Annotated in this window: 10 protein-coding genes; 7 read left to right on the forward strand and 3 right to left on the reverse strand. The window is 69.4% G+C overall.

All coding sequences use genetic code 11. The features are described from left to right. Nucleotides 1–179: 179 nt before the first annotated feature. Complete coding sequence (locus NM961_RS24070) at nt 180–2,639, reverse strand: winged helix-turn-helix domain-containing protein (RefSeq protein ID WP_305119310.1); 2,460 nt, start codon at nt 2,637–2,639, stop codon at nt 180–182. 117 nt (nt 2,640–2,756) lie between these two features. Here NM961_RS24070 and NM961_RS22380 point away from each other — a divergent pair, with 117 nt between their 5' ends. The 7 genes from NM961_RS22380 to NM961_RS22410 all read left to right on the forward strand — a co-directional run bounded on the left by NM961_RS22380 (nt 2,757) and on the right by NM961_RS22410 (nt 14,984). Further along, nucleotides 2,757–3,386 (forward strand): CDP-alcohol phosphatidyltransferase family protein, encoded by a 630-nt coding sequence (locus NM961_RS22380; protein ID WP_255916658.1) that lies wholly within the window; start codon nt 2,757–2,759, stop codon nt 3,384–3,386. After that, on the forward strand, nt 3,383–4,009 hold the full coding sequence (locus tag NM961_RS22385; protein WP_255916659.1) for a lysophospholipid acyltransferase family protein: 627 nt from the start codon (nt 3,383–3,385) through the stop codon (nt 4,007–4,009). The genes NM961_RS22380 and NM961_RS22385 overlap by 4 nt, the downstream gene beginning before the upstream one ends. Next, nucleotides 4,006–4,941: a phosphatidate cytidylyltransferase gene (locus tag NM961_RS22390; RefSeq protein ID WP_255916660.1), complete on the forward strand. Its 936-nt coding sequence runs from the start codon at nt 4,006–4,008 to the stop codon at nt 4,939–4,941. Before NM961_RS22385 ends, NM961_RS22390 begins: the two co-directional genes overlap by 4 nt. 29 nt (nt 4,942–4,970) lie before the next feature. Further along, on the forward strand, nt 4,971–5,561 hold the full coding sequence (locus tag NM961_RS22395) for a DUF4893 domain-containing protein (protein WP_255916661.1): 591 nt from the start codon (nt 4,971–4,973) through the stop codon (nt 5,559–5,561). A gap of 851 nt (nt 5,562–6,412) precedes the next feature. Continuing rightward, nucleotides 6,413–7,612 carry a methionine adenosyltransferase gene (gene metK, locus NM961_RS22400; RefSeq protein WP_255916662.1) on the forward strand — a complete coding sequence of 400 codons (1,200 nt, stop codon included), beginning with the start codon at nt 6,413–6,415 and terminating at the stop codon, nt 7,610–7,612. 392 nt (nt 7,613–8,004) lie between these two features. Continuing rightward, entirely contained in the window at nt 8,005–11,271 is a 3,267-nt protein-coding gene (locus tag NM961_RS22405; RefSeq protein ID WP_255916663.1) for a hypothetical protein, read from the forward strand. A gap of 464 nt (nt 11,272–11,735) precedes the next feature. Then, a complete protein-coding gene (locus NM961_RS22410; RefSeq protein ID WP_255916664.1) occupies nt 11,736–14,984 on the forward strand; it encodes a PQQ-like beta-propeller repeat protein in 3,249 nt (1,082 codons plus the stop codon). An 83-nt stretch (nt 14,985–15,067) separates the two neighbouring features. Here NM961_RS22410 and NM961_RS22415 read toward each other — a convergent pair whose 3' ends face one another. After that, entirely contained in the window at nt 15,068–16,048 is a 981-nt protein-coding gene (locus tag NM961_RS22415; RefSeq protein WP_255916665.1) for a Dyp-type peroxidase, read from the reverse strand. A 44-nt stretch (nt 16,049–16,092) separates the two neighbouring features. Next, nucleotides 16,093–16,626 carry a mechanosensitive ion channel domain-containing protein gene (locus NM961_RS22420; RefSeq protein WP_255916666.1) on the reverse strand — a complete coding sequence of 178 codons (534 nt, stop codon included), beginning with the start codon at nt 16,624–16,626 and terminating at the stop codon, nt 16,093–16,095. Nucleotides 16,627–16,970 lie beyond the last annotated feature (344 nt).

Raw genomic sequence — 16,970 nt, forward strand, 5'->3', positions numbered from 1 at the left:
CGCCGCACGGCGCGAAGCCGTCACTACAGCCGCTGCGCCCGGGGCAGGCTTGAAGCCGTCTTCAAGAATTCCTTAATTCCCATCAAGGCATTGTTTTGGGAATGGAAAACCTGCGCTCCGGGTGCAACCGGACGCGCTTTCGCCACGCCTCGGCGCAGCCGTGGTCCCGCCTTCCGGAGCTACAGTCCCGCCGCCTCCCCAGCGCCGAATCGCTGCTCCGCCGGCAGCTGCGCATCCAGTTCCAGCCGGCGGGCCTGCAGCGCGGCCGCCGCAGCCTGGTCGCCGCGGGCGCGGCGCCAGCGTTCGGCCAGGGCCAGGGCATCGCCGGCGGTGTCGTTCTCCGCGTCCAGTTCGAGCAGGGCGGCGCCGGCGGCGTCCAGCCGGCCCAGTTCCAGTCCCAGCCGCGCGCGTTCGCGTGCCAGATGGCCGGCGCCGATGCGGTCGCCGGCACCCAGGGCCTGCAGGCGCGCATCGGCCAGCCGGGTCAGGGCAGGATCGATGGCACCCAGCGCCGCCGCGGCCTCGGCCTGGGCCGCTGCCGCGTAGGCCTGCAGCGAAGGGTTGCGCGCCGCGTCGGCCAGTTCCTGCGCATGCCGCGCCGTGGCCTGGGCGGCCGCGGCGTCGCCGGCCTGGCGCTGCAGGCGGGCCAGGCCGGCGGACAGGTAGATAACGCGCGGAATCTGCCCCGTCTGTTCGCAGTCGCGCAGCGCGGCTGCGAACAACGCCAGCGCATCGGGCTGCTGCGTGGCCGCGGCCACCTGGGCCAGCGCCGCCCTGGCGATGGCCTGCATGACCTGGTCGCCCACTTCCGTGGCCAGCGCCAGGGCGCGCTTTGCATAGGCCTGCGCGATGGCGCTCTGCCCCAGGGCGTTGCGCGCGCCGGCCAGCTCCAGCAGCAGCACGCGCTCGGCGCGCACGTCGCGCGGTGCCGGCGGCTGCAACTGGTGCAGCGCCTGCTCGCCCAGGCGCAATGCCTCGCGGTGCATGCCCTGGGCCACCTTGAGCTGCACCAGGTTGGCCAGGAACAGCGACTGCTGCCAGGGCACGTCGCGCTCGCGCGCGATCGCCAGCGCACGCAACAGCGCGGCCTCGGCGGCGTCGCCGCGGCCGCGCATGCGTTCGAGCACACCGATATTGGCCCAGGATGCCGCCACGCCGAGGTGGTCGGCCACACTCTCCGACAGCACTCGCGACTGCTGCAGCCGCTGCGCGGCCAGGTCGTAGTTGCCGCGCCGCGCCGCCACCTGGGCCAGACCGTCCAGGCCGGCCGAGCGCAGGTCGACATCGGCCGCCTGTTCCGCCACCTGGCCGAACGCCGCCTCGGCCGCATTCAGCCGGCCCAGCTGCAATTGCACATAGCCCAGCTGGCGCTGCGCGCTCAGCGCCAGCGCCGGCTGGGCAGCTGCGACGGCGCGGCGGCTGACTTCCTCGACCAGGGCCAGCGCGCGTTCGACCTTGCCGTATTTCAGTTCCAGGCCGGCCAGTTGCAGACGCGGCTGCAAGGCGTCCGGGCGGCGTTCCATACACAACTCGAAATAGCGCCGCGCCGCGTCGATCTCGCCGCGCAGGTGCGCGTCCACGGCCAGGGCATAGGTCTGCGCGACTTCGCCGGCCAGATCGGCCGCCGCCGCGCCGCGGCTGCGCGGCAGCAGCCAGTCGCGAACGACGCCGGCCATGTCCAGCGCGAGCCGGCCCGGATCCTCGCCGAACAGGCTGCGCCGGCGTTCGCCGTCCACACCGTCCAGCACCGCGTCGAGGCGGTACAAGGTCCCGGTACGCCCCAGTTGCAGCGCCAGCGAATGACTGGCGCCGGCGTTCTCGCGCCAGATGCGGCGCCTGGCCGAATCCTCGACCGCGCCGTCGAGCCGGCGCGCGGTCGCGGTCTGCACCAGGCCCAGTTCGGCGTTGCTCTGCAGCTCGTCGGCGACCAGGCCCATCAGGCCCAGACGCGCCCAGTCCAGGCCGTCCGCATCCGGTGCCAGTTGCAGCGGCAGCACCAGCAATCGCGGTGCGGCGCTGGTCTGGCGGCCCTGCCATTGCGGCAGCCAGACCGCCGCGGCGAAGAGGGCCAGCAACGCGAGCAGCAGCACGGCCAGGCGGCCGCGCCAGGGAATAGGTCGCGCGGCTGCAGATGCAGATGCCGGCGCCGATGTCAGCACCGATGCCGATGCCGATGAGCGTGCAGGCGCCGCAGCGGACAAACCCGCGCTGCCTGCCGCCGCTGCGTCGATGACAGCTTCCGCAGCCGCTACGGCAACCTGTTCCGCGGCAGTATCGGTACCGCAGTCCGCGCCCGCGGCGGCAACCGCTTCCGCCGCCGTCTCCGCCTCCACCGCCGCAACCCAGCGGAAGCCGCGCCCGTGCACGGTCTGCACGAACTGGCGCTGCGCGCCGTCATCGCCCAGCGCCTTGCGCGCCTTGTATACGAGTTGCGAAAGCGAGGCGTCGCTGACCGGCCGCCCGCCCCAGAGCGCCTCGACCAGTTCCTGCTTGCCGACCACGCGCTCGCGCTGCCGCAGCAGCAGCACGATCAGATCGAACACGCGCGTCTCGCACTCCACCGCCGCGCCGCCTACCTGCAGCGAACGTTGCGCGGTGTGGATGACGATGTCGGCGCAACGGTAGACGAGTGCGTGCATGATCGGCCGATTATCCCTCAGCGCGGCGCCGCCGCGGACGAGGTGCGTTGCGCGCCGCCGCTTGACAAGGCCGCCAGCCACTCGCTATCCACGGCGAAGCCTTCCGCCGGACCCGATATGAACGACAAGGACGCCAATCGCCGCCCCATCGCCGCGCGCAGCCTGGCGTCGATGCAACGCATCGCCGCCGCACTGGCGCGCAGTGGCATCACGCCGAATGCGATTTCCGTCGCCAGCATCGCCTTCGCCGCGGCCGGCGCGGCGGCGCTGCTGTGGCTGGCCGCGCCCTGGGGCGCCTGGCTCTGCGCCGTGGGCATACAACTGCGCCTGCTGTGCAATCTGTTCGATGGCATGGTCGCGATCGAGGGCGGCCGGCAGACACCGGCCGGCGCGCTGTACAACGAAGTGCCCGACCGCGTCGCCGACAGCGTGCTGCTGGTGGCGCTGGGCATTGCCGCTGGCCAGCCCTGGCTGGGCTGGCTGGCCGCCCTGCTCGCCGCGCTGACGGCGTATGTGCGCACGCTCGGCGGCGCACTGGGGCAGGCGCAGGATTTCCGCGGCCCCATGGCCAAGCAGCAGCGCATGGCGCTGATGACGCTGGCCTGTGTGCTGGCGCCGCTGGAAGCCTGGCTGTGGCACAGCCGCCACGCCCTGCTCGCCGCTGCCGCGCTGATCGCCGCCGGTTCGGCGCTGACCTGCATCACGCGGCTGCGCGCGATCCGCGTCCGTCTGGAGGCCGGTGCATGATGGAACGTCTCGCTGCGGCCGGCCTGGTCGGCTTCACCCGCCTGCTGGTCGGTGCCCGGGCCGACTGGCGCGCGCCGCCCGCCCAGGGCCAGTGCCTGTATTTCGCCAACCACAGCAGCCACCTGGACACGCTGGCCATCTGGAGCGCGCTGGATCCGCCGCGCCGCGCCGCCACGCGCCCGGTGGCCGCGCGCGACTATTGGGACAAACCCGGCCTGCGCACGTACTTCTCCGGCCGCGTGCTGCGCGCCATCCTGATCGAACGGCGCCGCGACGCCCAGGCCGCCGATCCGCTGATCCCCGTGTTCGCGGCGCTGGAACAAGGCGATTCGCTGATCCTGTTCCCCGAAGGCACGCGCGCGGCGGAACGCCTGCCGCAGCCCTTCCGCGGCGGCCTGCACCGCATCGCCGAGGCCTTTCCGCAACTGTCCCTGGTGCCCGCCTATCTGGACACCTTGCACCGCAGCCTGCCCAAGGGCTCGCACATACCGCTGCCGCTGTACTGCAACGTGCGCTTCGGCGCCGCACTGGCCCGGCCGGCCGGCGAGACGCGCGCCGAATTCCTCGCCCGCGCCCACGCCGCCGTGGTCAATCTGGCCGAAGGCCGCGAGGCGTCCGCATGAATCCCGCACAGAAACTGAGCTGGGTGTTCGGCGGCATCGTCGCGCTGCTGGTGCTGGCTTCGCTGATCGGCTGGCTGCTGCAGCGGCGCAAGGGGCCGACCGAAGTCATACGCAACCTCAACGCGCGCGTGAACGCCTGGTGGGTGATGGTGGCCGTGCTCGCCGCCTGCTTCTGGCTGGGGCCGCTGGCGACGCTGCTGGTGTTCGCCTTCATTTCCTTCTTCGCCCTGCGCGAATTCATCACCCTCACGCCGACCCGCGCCAGCGACCACAAGCCCCTGGCCGTCGCCTTCTATTTGCTGGTGCCGCTGCAGTACTGGCTGATACAGCAGGAGTGGTACGGCCTGTTCGCCATCTTCATCCCGGTCTACGCCTTCCTCGGCCTGCCCGCGATCGCGGTGCTGGCCGGCGATACCGAGGACTTCCTCGAACGCACCACCAAAATCCAGTGGGGCGTGATGCTGGCGATCTACTGCATCAGCCATGCGCCGGCCCTGCTCATCCTCAACCTGCGCGGCTTCCAGGGCCAGGGCGCGCTGTTGCTGCTGTATCTCATGCTGGTGGTGCAGATCAGCGACGTCCTGCAATACGTCTTCGGCAAGCTGTTCGGCCGGCACAAGCTGGCACCGAAGGTGAGTCCGTCCAAGACCGTCGAAGGCCTGATCGGCGGCGGCCTGGCCGCGGTCGGCGTCGGCACCGCGCTGTGGTGGATCACGCCATTCACGCCGCTGCAGTCGGCCGTGATGTCGCTGATTATCGTGATCTGCGGCTTCCTCGGCGGCCTGGTGCTGTCGGCGGTGAAACGCAGCCTCGGCGCCAAGGACTGGGGCCGCATGATCGAAGGCCACGGCGGCATGATGGACCGCATGGACTCGGTCACCTTCGCCGCGCCGGTGTTTTTCCACATTGCCCGTTATTACTTCAGCGGCTGAAGCGCCGCGTCCGTTGCGCAGGAGTCTGCATGTACGTCCTTACCCGCCTCGCCTCCGCTGTGTTCCTCGCCGCCGCCGGCAGCGCCGCCGCCGATGCGCGCCTGGAACAGTTCTGGCCCGAACACCAACAGCGCCTGCACCAGGCACCCGAACGCGCCGCGGCGATGAACACTGCCGCCAAGGTCGAAGCCAGCGATGCCGACGCAAAAGCCATCGTCGAGGAACTGTTGGCCGAACCGCACCAGACACCGGATGCCGCCGCCCTCACCGGCGAATGGCGCGTGCGCTCGCTGCAGGGCGGCCGCTACGGCATCTATGCCTATCCCTGGTTCAAGGCGCGCATCGAGGAACGCGACGGCCGCCTGTTCTTTGAAAAGACCAGCGGCTCCCAGCGCCGCAGCGGCTGGCTGCTGCCGCCCTCCGACGGCAAGGGCGACTGGTATTTCCAGGGCGGCGCGACCGTGAACGAGGATCCGCAGGTCGGCTACAGCAAAATCGGCGACGGCGGCCCGCGCGAGAGCGACAGCGTCGGCACGGTCTGGGGCATCAGCGAAGGCCGAATACTGATGCTGTTCGACGTCAACGAAACCGGCTACGAGATCTACCAGCTCAAGCGCTGAGATCCGGCGCGGGGGGCGGGATCCAGCCATCCAGCCATCTATACAGAGAAGATTTCCATGCATGGCCAGCCCGCGACATCGTCCCCGCTCCGCACGCTGCTGCCGACGCGGGACGCCATCGCCGCCCTGCGGCAGACGCGGTCTTCACCACCGGCTTCGAAAGCACGAACTGAACTTAAGCGCAGGCCCCACCCACATCTGCATTTCACCCGCCGATGTCCCGGTTTCGTTTTGAAAACTCCTGCCGCCCACGTGCCCGCGCCTTGGCCGTAGCGTGCTCCCGCTTTTAGCTGTTGCCGTTGCTGTTGCCGTTGCTGTTGCCGTTGCCGTTGCCGTTGCCGTTGCCGTCGCTGTTGCCGTTGCCGTTGCCGTCGCTGTTGCTTCTGCGCGCAGGGATGCGCGCCGCCTTACCGGGGCCCCATAAGCCGCGGCGAGGCGGCGTAGGACCTGCCCGCGCACCGCGCGGGTCGCGCCCAGGGATGGGCGCGAGTCCGCTGCAGGGCCAGGATGGCCCTTCAGCGGACCCCGTAGCCGACTCGCGCAGCCGGAGGGCAGGATGCCCGCAGGCCGCGGCTTCTGGGGTGTGTTTTCTTTGCCTACTTTCTTTTGCACAAGCAAAAGAAAGTAGGTCGGCCGCCGCAGGCGGACGAAACCGCCTTAAAAATCAACAAACTAAAAACAGCCCGCGCACACAGCCAGCGCGACAACACCAAACCCGACAGAACCCCTCAAAACCCCAAGCTAAACAACAACAAACACCCCTCCCACCCCAAGATGCAATCTCCCCCAACACCCGTTATCATCCGCGATCCCCAATCAATCCCTTCATCCGCATTAAAGGATATGCCGCGATGAGCAGCTACCTGTTCACCTCCGAATCGGTGTCCGAAGGCCACCCGGACAAGATCGCCGACCAGATTTCCGACGCCGTCCTCGACGCGATCCTGGCCAAGGACAAGCGCGCCCGCGTGGCGTGCGAGACACTGGTGAAGACGGGCGCCGCCATCGTCGCCGGCGAGATCACCACCGACGCCTGGGTCGATTTCGAAGAGCTGACCCGCAAGGTCATCAACGACATCGGCTACGACAATTCCCAGGTGGGCTTCGACGGCCATACCTGCGCCATCATCAACATGATTGGCAAGCAGTCGCCGGACATCAATCAGGGCGTGGACCGCAAGAAGCCGGAAGAACAGGGCGCCGGCGACCAGGGCCTGATGTTCGGCTACGCCACCAATGAAACCAAGGACATGATGCCGGCGGCGATCTACTACTCGCACCGCCTGGTCGAGCAGCAGGCCAAGGTGCGCAAGCACAAGAAGTCGCCGCTGCCGTGGCTGCGTCCGGATGCGAAGAGCCAGGTCACCCTGCGCTATGAAGACGGCAAGGTCGCCGCGATCGACGCCGTGGTGCTGTCGACCCAGCACGATCCGGGCGTCAAGCAGAAGGACCTGATCGAAGCCGTGCGCGAGCACATCATCAAGCCCGTGCTGCCGGCCAAGTGGATCCACAAGGGCACCAAGTTCCACATCAACCCGACCGGCAAGTTCGAGATCGGCGGCCCGGTGGGCGATTGCGGCCTGACCGGCCGCAAGATCATCGTCGACACCTACGGCGGCTGGGCCCGCCACGGCGGCGGCGCGTTCTCGGGCAAGGATCCGTCCAAGGTCGACCGTTCGGCCGCCTACGCGGCGCGCTACGTGGCCAAGAACATCGTCGCGGCCGGCCTGGCCGACCGCTGCGAAATCCAGGTCTCCTACGCCATCGGCGTGGCCGAGCCGACCTCGATCTCGGTGACCACCTTCGGCACCGGCAAGATCGCCGACGACAAGATCGAAAAGCTGATCCGCAAGCACTTCGACCTGCGTCCGTACGGCATCATCCAGATGCTGGACCTGATCCACCCGATGTACCAGCAGACTGCGAGCTACGGCCACTTCGGCCGCACCCCGCAGCTGGTCAAGCTGCCCAACGGCGAGACCTACACCACGTTCTCGTGGGAAAAGACCGACAAGGCCGACGCGCTGCGCGCCGACGCCAAGCTGAAGTAAGCGACTCGCGGCACCGCCAGCCGCGGCGCCGCGCAGTCCGTCCCATACGGGCCGCTAACGCGCGGCCTGCTACAAGACGGACTGCCCATCAGTCTGCTGCACGACCGGGGCCGCCATGTGCGGCCCTTGTCGTATCTGCGGTCCGCCGCGGCCCCGCCCCCCTGGAATCGGGGGAGTCGCCGCCGTTCTGCGTCCAGCACACTGTCGGCAGGTTACGGCAGGACGAACCGGGGACGGGCAGCCCCGGTTTCGATCGCCCAGGCACCGGGTCCGCGCCGCCGAGGCGCCGGCCGCGCCTGCGCCGCCGGACGGGAAAACGCCTGCAAATCCGTTTTCCGACACAGCGCCAGACACCGATCTCCAAGCAATCGCCATTTTCAGGAAGCCGTTCCATGAAACATCTGCCGCGTCCGCCCCACTCTCCCGCGCTATGGTCCGCCGCCGCCCTGCTGGCCGGCCTGGGCGCAGCATCCGCCCAGGCCGCCAGTTGGGACCTGTCCCTGCCCGACCAGGGCAGCCGCAGCGTGCTGGTGGCCAATGCCGTCATCTCCGGCGCCAACCGCTGGGTGCTGGGCAGCCAGGGCGAAGCCACGCTGCTGCTGCGCGAAAGCGGCGGCATCTCCAACGAGGTGACCCGCAGCATCGCCGAGGCGCGCCTGCTCGCCATGCCCGAAGGCGGCGTGCTGGTGCTGGAGACCACCGGCCTGCGCAGCAGCCTGCGCCGCCTGGACGGCCAGGGCCTGCCGCTGTGGCAGCGGGAAATGCCCAACGTGCTGCTGGCCCTGACCGACGCCGGCGGCGCGCTGTGGCTGGAAACCGTGGAAGGCTGGCAGCGCCTGGCCGCCGACGGCACGCCGCGCAGCCTGCTGCTCAAGCGCCAGCAGCCGGTGCTGGAACGTACCGTGCCGGAAACCCAGCAGGACCAGCCCAGCTACCAGCGCCCGCAGCGCGCGGTCAGCGCCGACGGCGGCCTGTTTGCCTCGGGCTGGAGCCAGACCGCCGGCGCCGGCGTTGCCCAGGTCACGCGCTACAGCTACGACGGCCGCCTGGCCTGGAGCTGGCAGGACGCCGGCGGCACCGAGAACCTCGAATTCAACGCCGTCGGCATAGGCCCGGCCGGCACGCATTGCGCCGCCGGCCGCGCGCGCAGCGGCGGCACGCTGCTGCGCCGCTGCTTCTCCGCCGATGGCCAGCCGCTGTGGAATTCCCGGTCCGAAGCCGGCGCCGACGCCAGCACGCCGCTGATCGCCGTGCGCGCCGACGGCAGCCTCTACGCCCTGGACCGCCTCGACGCCGACACCGCCCGGCTCGCCCATGAGGGCCCCAATCCCGCGCAGCGCTGGACCCGTCCGCTGCCCGCCAACGTGGCCGACCTCTGCGCCACCGCCGTGCCGGGCTGCGCGCTGCGCGTGGATGCCGCCGGCAACGCCGTGGTCATCGCCTACGGCGCGCGCGTGGCCGGCGGCAGCCAGCGCCTGCGCCTGATCAGCTACGCGGTGGACGGCAGCCTGCGCTTTGACCAGGAACTGCCGTTCTCCACCATCTCCGGCATCAGCCAGGACAGCCGCGGCCACTATTTCGCGGTGGGAACGCGCGTGGCCGGCGCCTGGCGCCTGATCGAGCTGGATACCCAGGGCCGCGTGATCGCCGACAACCTGGAAACGCAGACCCGCAACTACAGCCGCGTGCTGGCCCTGGGCGCCGCCGCGCCCGGCGACACCTACGAGGCCAGTTATGGCGAGGGCGATACCTACGTGGTCGCCGCCGCCGACGGCGCCGAGAGCTACCGCCTGCGCCGCGTCGACGGCGCCGGCGCCACGCGCTGGGAGCGCGAGCTGCCCGGCCACCTCGACGCCGCCCAGCTGACCAGCTCCGCCGCGCGCGTCTGCGTCGCCGAGATCGAGACCCGCAGCGGCCGCCCGGTCAACCGCATCCGCTGCCTGGACGCCGCCGACGGCAGCGAGAAATACCTGCGCCCGTCCACCGCGCCGATCAGCTTCCGCACGCGCGATCCGCAGCCGGCCAGCCTGTTCCGCCTGCTGCCCGGCGAGCGCCTGGTGACATCCTTCCCCTACGACGGCATCCAGTTCTACAACGCCAGCGGCGCGGCCGAAGTACGCTACGGCACCGACGAGATCACGCCGCTGGGCGACGTCAACGACATCGGTGCCAGCGTCATCGTCGAGCGCGTGCTGGCCGACTACCCCGACAGTGACGACGGCCAGATGATCCGCCGCACCGCCAGCGGCCGCGTGGCGTTCACGCTGGACCTGCGCACCGAACGCCTGCAGCCGCTGCAACTGGTGTATTCCGGCCAGGCCATCTACGTGCTGGGCAAGGAAAGCCAGGCCGCCGGCGACTACTACGTCTGGTCGCTGGATGAATCGGGCTTCCACAACTGGAAGCGCCGCCTGGTCGGCGCCTCCGGCCTGGCCAATATCGCCGTCGACGGCGACGAGGTCATGGTCGTGCGCCGCATCAACCCAGGCACGGCCGATGCGCAGCTGGACATCGAAATCCTGCGCACCGAGGACGGCAACCGCGTCTGGCGCAAGACTTTCCGCGGCGACCAGGCCGTGCTGGACGCACCCGCCCGGCGCATCGCCGCACTGCGCGCCGGCGATTCGCGCTGGAGCCTGCGCAGCCTGGCCCTGGCCGACGGCGCCGAGACGCCGGAGATCGTCTATCCCTGCAGCCGCCAGGACTGCGGCTTCAGCCAGATCCTCGCCCACGCGGGCAGCCTGCGCGTGGCCCGCGCCGAACAGGTCAGCGCGCGCAACTACGTGCAGATCACGCCGATCCGCCTGGACCAGGCCGGCATCGGCGGCGCCTGGGGCCCGCTCTACGGCGAAGGCGAAGGCCTGGTGATCGACTGGCTGGGCCATGCACGCCTGGCCTTCGCGCCCTGGTTCACCTTCTCCCGCGGCGGCGGCAACGATCCGGCCCAGCTGCGCTGGTACGTGGCCCAGGCCGGCAATGTGGAGCCGGGCGCAAAAATCGCCAATCTGGAAATCTATACAAGCGCCGGCGGCGTGTTCGACACCCCGGGCGACCGCCGCGTCACCCGCGTCGGCACCGGCACGCTGCAGTTCAGCGACTGCAGCAACGGCCAGCTCAGCTACCGCTTCGACGAGACCTTCAACGACGGCGCCAGCGGCAACGTCAGCCTGACCCGCCTCACCCCGGCCACCGAACCCTGCGAACTGGCCGACGGCAGTATCCAGGCCGCGGCCGGCGCGCGCCCGCCGTCCAAGGGCTTCGATGCACGCCAGAGCGGTTCCTGGTACGAGCCGGCCACCGGCGGCCAGGGCCTGCAGATGACGGTACAGCCCGACGGCCCGTTCTTCGGTGCCTGGTTCACCTATGACGTGCCGGGCCCTGGCAACGATCCGGAGCGCCAGCACTGGTTCACCCTTTACGGCAACCTGGCGCAGGCCGTGAACGGCCGTATTGAGCTGCTGGTGGTGCAGGGCATAGGCGGCGCCTTCGACCGCACGCCCACGCGCAACCGCTATATCGTCGGCAAGGCCACGCTGCAGATGCACGGCTGCGACAGCGCCACGCTGCAGTACCGCTTCGACGCCAGCGAACTCGCCGGCCCCTACGCCGGCCGCAACGGCGACATCGCACTGATCAAGGAAGGCGGCTGCAGGCCGTGACGCGGAACCCCGGGAAGCGGCCAGGAGCCGCTTCCCGGAACAGTGAGCACCACCGAGGCGGACTGGCGCCGCCTCTGCAGCACTGACCAGCGTCGCAACAGCCAAGCACTGGTTGCCGGAGCACCGCCCTCCTCGAAGCGGCCGCACGCCGCTTGCGGGAACACTCACGCTGGTTCGAGCGCCCAGCCGCCGCTTCCCGCGACACGCGCCTCGTTTCGCCCGCGTTGAACGCACCGGTCTACGGCAACGGCGCGCAAAGCTCGCCAACGCCCGGCAGTGCGGTTGCAGCTGACCGGACTGCGCGGCACAAATCCCGCGCGCCGCCCGCGGCGGGTGACAAACTACGCCGAAGCCGCTATCACTCCGCCTCCCGGCCGAAGCGGCGCTGGCCTGCGTCCACTCACCGGACAGGCCCGCGCGCGCCGCGCTGACTCCGTTCTGGACGCTTTTCCGATTGGGGCATCATGATCAAACCCACCGCCGCCCTCGCCCTGCTGGCCATGTGCGCCAGTTCCGCCGCCTCCGCCTGGAGCTGGGTCCGCAACACGCCCGCCGAAACCACCTCGCCGCTGCTGCTGTGGCTGGCGCAGACGCCCGACGGCACGCTCTGGGGTGCCGACCTGGAAAACCTGCACCGCCGGCCGCCGCAGGGCGCGCCAGGCAGTGCCTATCTGCCGGGCAACCTGCAGCTGGCGCCTGGCGGCGAAGTGCTGCAGCAGCGCGTCGACAACAGCGGCAACTATGACTTGGTCTGGCGCGACGCCCAGTTCCGCGCGCGCTGGCAGTTGCGCCGCCCCATCGGACTGGACAGCATCGTGTTCAAGGCCGACGGCAGCAGTTGGATATCCAGCGCGAGCGATCTGCTGCGCCTGGATACCCATGGCCGGCGCAATCCGGCCACCTTGCCCGCAGGGCAGCAATTGACCGTGCCGTTCTTGCGGCGCTTCCAGCTGGCGGAAGGCGGCGACGGCGTTCTGCTGCGCAGCCCCGTGTTCAACAGCGACGAAAGCCTGCTGCTGAGCCTGCGCGACGACCTGGGCCTACAGCGCTGGGAATGGAACGCCGGCAGCCAGCGGCCCTACATGATCAGCCGCGATCCCCTGACCGCCGACGGCGACATCCTGCTGGTCATCAGCGAACCAGCACCGCCGCAGCGCGACCGCAGCGTATTCATACGCCTGTCCGGCGCCGGCGAGCAGCGCTGGCGCCAGACCCTGGCGCAGATTCCGCCCACCGTGGGAAAAGCCGTCTGGCAACAGGACGGCAGCATCTACCTGCTGTACCGCAACTACGCTGCCACGCCGCAGCAGCTCCTGTGGGCCGTGGCCAAGCTGGATCGCAGCGGCAATCTGCTGTGGACGCGCGACGCGGCGAGTGTGCGCCAGAGCCTCAACCCCACCCTGGCCGACCTGCAGGTCGCCAGCAACGGCACGGCCATCGTGCTGTGGTCCGACGATGTCGAGCGCGGCCTGCGCCAGATCGGCGCCGACGGTACGGTGTCAGCGGTGCTGAACCTGCCCTTCGCACGCATCGCCAGCAGCCTGCTCACCACCGACGGCCGCCTGCTGGCCTCGGTCACCGACAGCGTCGACGGCCCGGGCCGCCTGGTGGAAATCCAGCAGGACGGAACCTCTTCCACATTTTCACAGGAATGGCCGCAGCGCCCCGCCACCAGCGCGGCCCGGGCCTTCCACACCCTGGCCGACGGCAGCAGTTACGTGCTCAGCGCCGCGGACGAATACCCCGCGCTGCGCCGCTACAGCCTCAGCCGCTACGGCGCCGACGGCAGCCTGCTCTGGACCCGGCCCGGCGAGGCGCTGCTGTCGCCCATCAACAGCAACCTGGTCGCCGACGCCAGCCGCGTCTGCATAGGCGGCGGCATCCAGGAGGGCGGCGGCTACCGCCAGCGCGTGGACTGCTTCGCCGCGGCCACCGGAGCCTTGCTGTGGTCGCGGCCGTTGCAGCTGACCAGCGCCAACCGCGATGTCTTTGCGCTGCGCCTGCTCCCCGACGGCAAACTGGTCGCGCTGTACAACCGCGGCGCCCAGGCGGGCCCGGAGGAAGCGATCGAACACGCCGTCATCGACAGCAGCGGCGCGCTGCTGAGCCAGCGCACACTGCCCGGGAATATGCCGCCCACGCGCGGCGGAGACATCGACAGCCAGGGCCGCGCCACCTACGTGCGCTGGACGCCGACCGGCGAATACCTGGACCTGACCCGGCTGGATGCCGACGGCAGCACGCGCTTTACCCGCACCATCGAGCAGCTGGGCCTTAAACCCTCGCGCATCCAGGCGCTGGATGACGGTTCGGCCCTGCTGTCCGGCTTGAATGCCCAAGGGCAATGGCGGGTCGCCCGCCTGACAGCCAGCGGCAGCATTGCCTGGATCAAGCCCATGGATCCGGCCTGTTTCACCAGCTTCACCGTTGCCCGCAACGCGATCTACGGACGCTGCCTGATCAGCCCACCCGGCGACGAGGTGAACGCAGCGCGGATCAGCCGGCTGGATCCAGCCACCGGCGCGGTCAGCTGGGCGCGCGACCTGTCGCTGTTCCGTCCCAGCGTCTGGAACGGCTCCGGCCTTTCCCTGGGCGTGGCCAGCGACGGCCGCAGCCTGGTCGTGGCGCAGGGCTGGTTCACCAACAAGATGCGCCTGTTCCAGCTGGATGCCGCCGACGGCAGCGTGGTGCGCGACGAATACCGCGCCTGCGAAGCCGAAGCCTGTCTGCCGCTGCTGGTGAGCATGGCGCCGGATGCGGTCGCCCGGGTGCTGGCCATCCGCGCCGATACGGCCTACGGCAAAGCCAGCGCGCTCTACGCCACACCCATGCCCTTCCCGGTGCCCGCGCCAGTGCGCCTGGACCAGCCCGGCATCACCGGTGCGTGGTGGTCGCCCTATGCCAACGGCGAAGGCATCGTGCTGGACTGGTTCCCGGCCCAGCGCACCTTGTTCGGCGCCTGGTTCACCTACACCACGGCCGGCGGCAACGATCCGGCGCAGCTGCGCTGGTACACCATCCAGGCCGGCAACGTTGCGGCAAATGCTACAACGGTACAGCTGCCGATACTGGAAACCACCGGCGGCAATTTCGACGCCGGCCCGCCGGCCTCGCCCGTAGCCATCGGCACGGCGACGCTGAGTTTCGGCGATTGCGACACGGCGACATTGGCCTACGCCTTCGATGCCGGCCACAACGACGGCGCAAAGGGCACGATCACCTTGTCGCGCCTCACGCCGGTCACGGAGTCCTGCATTCTCGCCGACGGCACGACACGCCCCGGCGCCGGTGCGAAACCGCCGCAAGGCGGCTTCGATGCGCGCATGAGCGGCACCTGGTTCGAGGAAGCCACCAGCGGCCAGGGCCTGCAGTTCACCGTGCAGCCCGGCGGCGTGTTCTTCGCACCATGGTTCACCTACGACCTGGAAGGCCAGGGCAACGACACGAACCGCGAACACTGGTTCACCCTGCAGGGCAATCTCGCCAATGCGACGAACGGCAAGGCCGAGGTGCTGATCGCGCAGAGCCTGGGCGGCGTGTTCGACCGCGTGCCGACCTACAACGGCTTCGCCGTGGGCAAGGCCACCATCAGCATGACCGCCTGCGACAAGGCCAAGGTCGACTACCTGTTCGATGACACCGATCTCGCCGGCAGCTTCCGCAAGCGCAGCGGCACGCTGGAACTGAGCAAAATCGGCGGTTGTGCGCCGTGAAAGCGGAAACGTGCGCTGTGTGATGGCGCGTGCGGCGGTTTGTCGGGCGTACGGGCGGGCCGCGAGGGTCCGCCCGTTTGTTTTCAGTGCTGCGCGGGTGCTGGATCGCCAGTCACGGCAGGTTCGCCTTCGACCGCATCGAGAAACGTCGCCGTCGGCACGAAGAACAGCGAACCGGTGACCGGTCTGCTGACATCGAGCAGGCGATCGTAATTGCCCTCGGGCAGGCCGATGAACATGTTGCGCAGCATCTTCTCGATGGTGGACGGCGTGCGCGCGTAGCCGATGAAGTAAGTGCCGTATTCGCCGTCGCCGATGCGGCCGAACGGCATGTTGTCGCGCAGAATCTTCAGCTCGCGGCCGCCCTCTTCGATGCTGGTGAGCACGTTGTGCGCATAGCTCGCCTTTGCCGCATCCGGAAGCTCCATGTCGTCCAGCTTGGTGCGGCCGATGATCTTCTCCTGCACCTCGACCGGGATGGCGTTCCATGCGGCGAGGTCGTGCAGGTATTTCTGCACGATCACGTAGCTGGAGCCGGCGTGCGCCGGGTCCTCGTCGCCGACCAATACCGCCTGTTCGGCCTCGTTGCCGCCGGGGTTCTCCGTGCCGTCGACGAAGCCGAGCAGGTCGCGCGCATCGAAATAGCGGAAGCCGTGCACTTCATCGACGACGGCGACCGCCTCGCCCAGCCGCGTGCGGATCTGCCGCGCCAGCTCGAAGCACAGGTCGATGTGATCGGCCCGTATATGCAGCAGCAGATCGCCGGGCGTGGAAACCGCATGGCGCGCGCCCGCGCGCAATTCCACGAACGGATGCAGGCCGGGCGGGCGCGGCAGGCCGGTGAGCCGATCCCAGGCCGCGGCGCCGATGCCGAGCACGCAGGACAAGCTGCGCCTGGGATCGCGGAAACAGACCGAACGCACGAAGCCGGAAAGATCGGGCAGGAAGGCACGCACCGTGGCTGCACAGGCCGCGTCGGGCCGGATCGTGAGCACCAGGAAAATCGCCGCGCGAGTCAGCGGCGTGGCAACGGGCTGCGGGACGGGAGCATCGTGGGCGGTCATGGATACGGAACCAATGTCGAAGGGCCGTGGGAATCGCTGCTCGCTCAGTCGCCTGCGGCGGCCGGCGGATGGGCTACGCGGATGATCGCGCTGGTCATGATTACGCTGTTGGGCACCAGGACCTCGTTGCCGTCACCGTCCCGCAATCCGGTGAAACCCAGCGAGATGGCATGCACGCGCGCCGTAATCAGGCCTACGGGCGTGTACAGCTTGATGGTATCGCCCTCCCGGACCGTGCCCGACAGCACCAGCGTGAAACCGGCGATCAGATTGCCCAGCGTGTCCTGCGCGGCCAGGCCCGCCACCACCGACAACACGCTGGCACCGGCCAGCAGCGCAGTGGCTAGCGTGCGCAGCGGCGGAATCGCATGGGCATACAGCACCAGCGCCGCCAGGAACACGATCATCTGCGCGAACAGAGTGACGAAGCGCAGCAGGGTGACGTCGGTCAGGCGCGGCTCCAGGCGGCGGGTGAAGCGGCGGATCAGCAGCGCGACGGTGCTGGCAACCGCCAGCGCCACCACGGCCAGGGACATGGCGCCGAGCAGGGTTGTGGTATCGAACAATCCGTGGGACATGGCAGCCGGAATGGACAGGGTCCACGCAGATTAGCGGAAACCGCCGCATTTGCGCCCACCGGGTCGCGGCTGTGGCGCAACCTGCGTGGTTCGTTCGTCCAGGCAGGGATTCCACCCGGCGGCGATGAGCGTAGAGTCATCCCGACCGCTGCCCGGGAGACTGCCGCCATGGCCGAGCACAAGCCCTGCTAAAAGACCTACAACGGCGGCGATGACAGACGTGTACTGACCCAGTGAAAACCTGCTCAGGTGTAACCTTAACCAAGGAGACACCCCATGAGTGCAGTGATGGAAGAAGACATCAAGCGTTGGACGGCGCGGCGCAAGTCAGCGCTGGTGCTGGA

Origin of the sequence: Tahibacter harae (assembly GCF_024437735.1) — a bacterium.
Taxonomy (GTDB): domain Bacteria; phylum Pseudomonadota; class Gammaproteobacteria; order Xanthomonadales; family Rhodanobacteraceae; genus Tahibacter; species Tahibacter harae.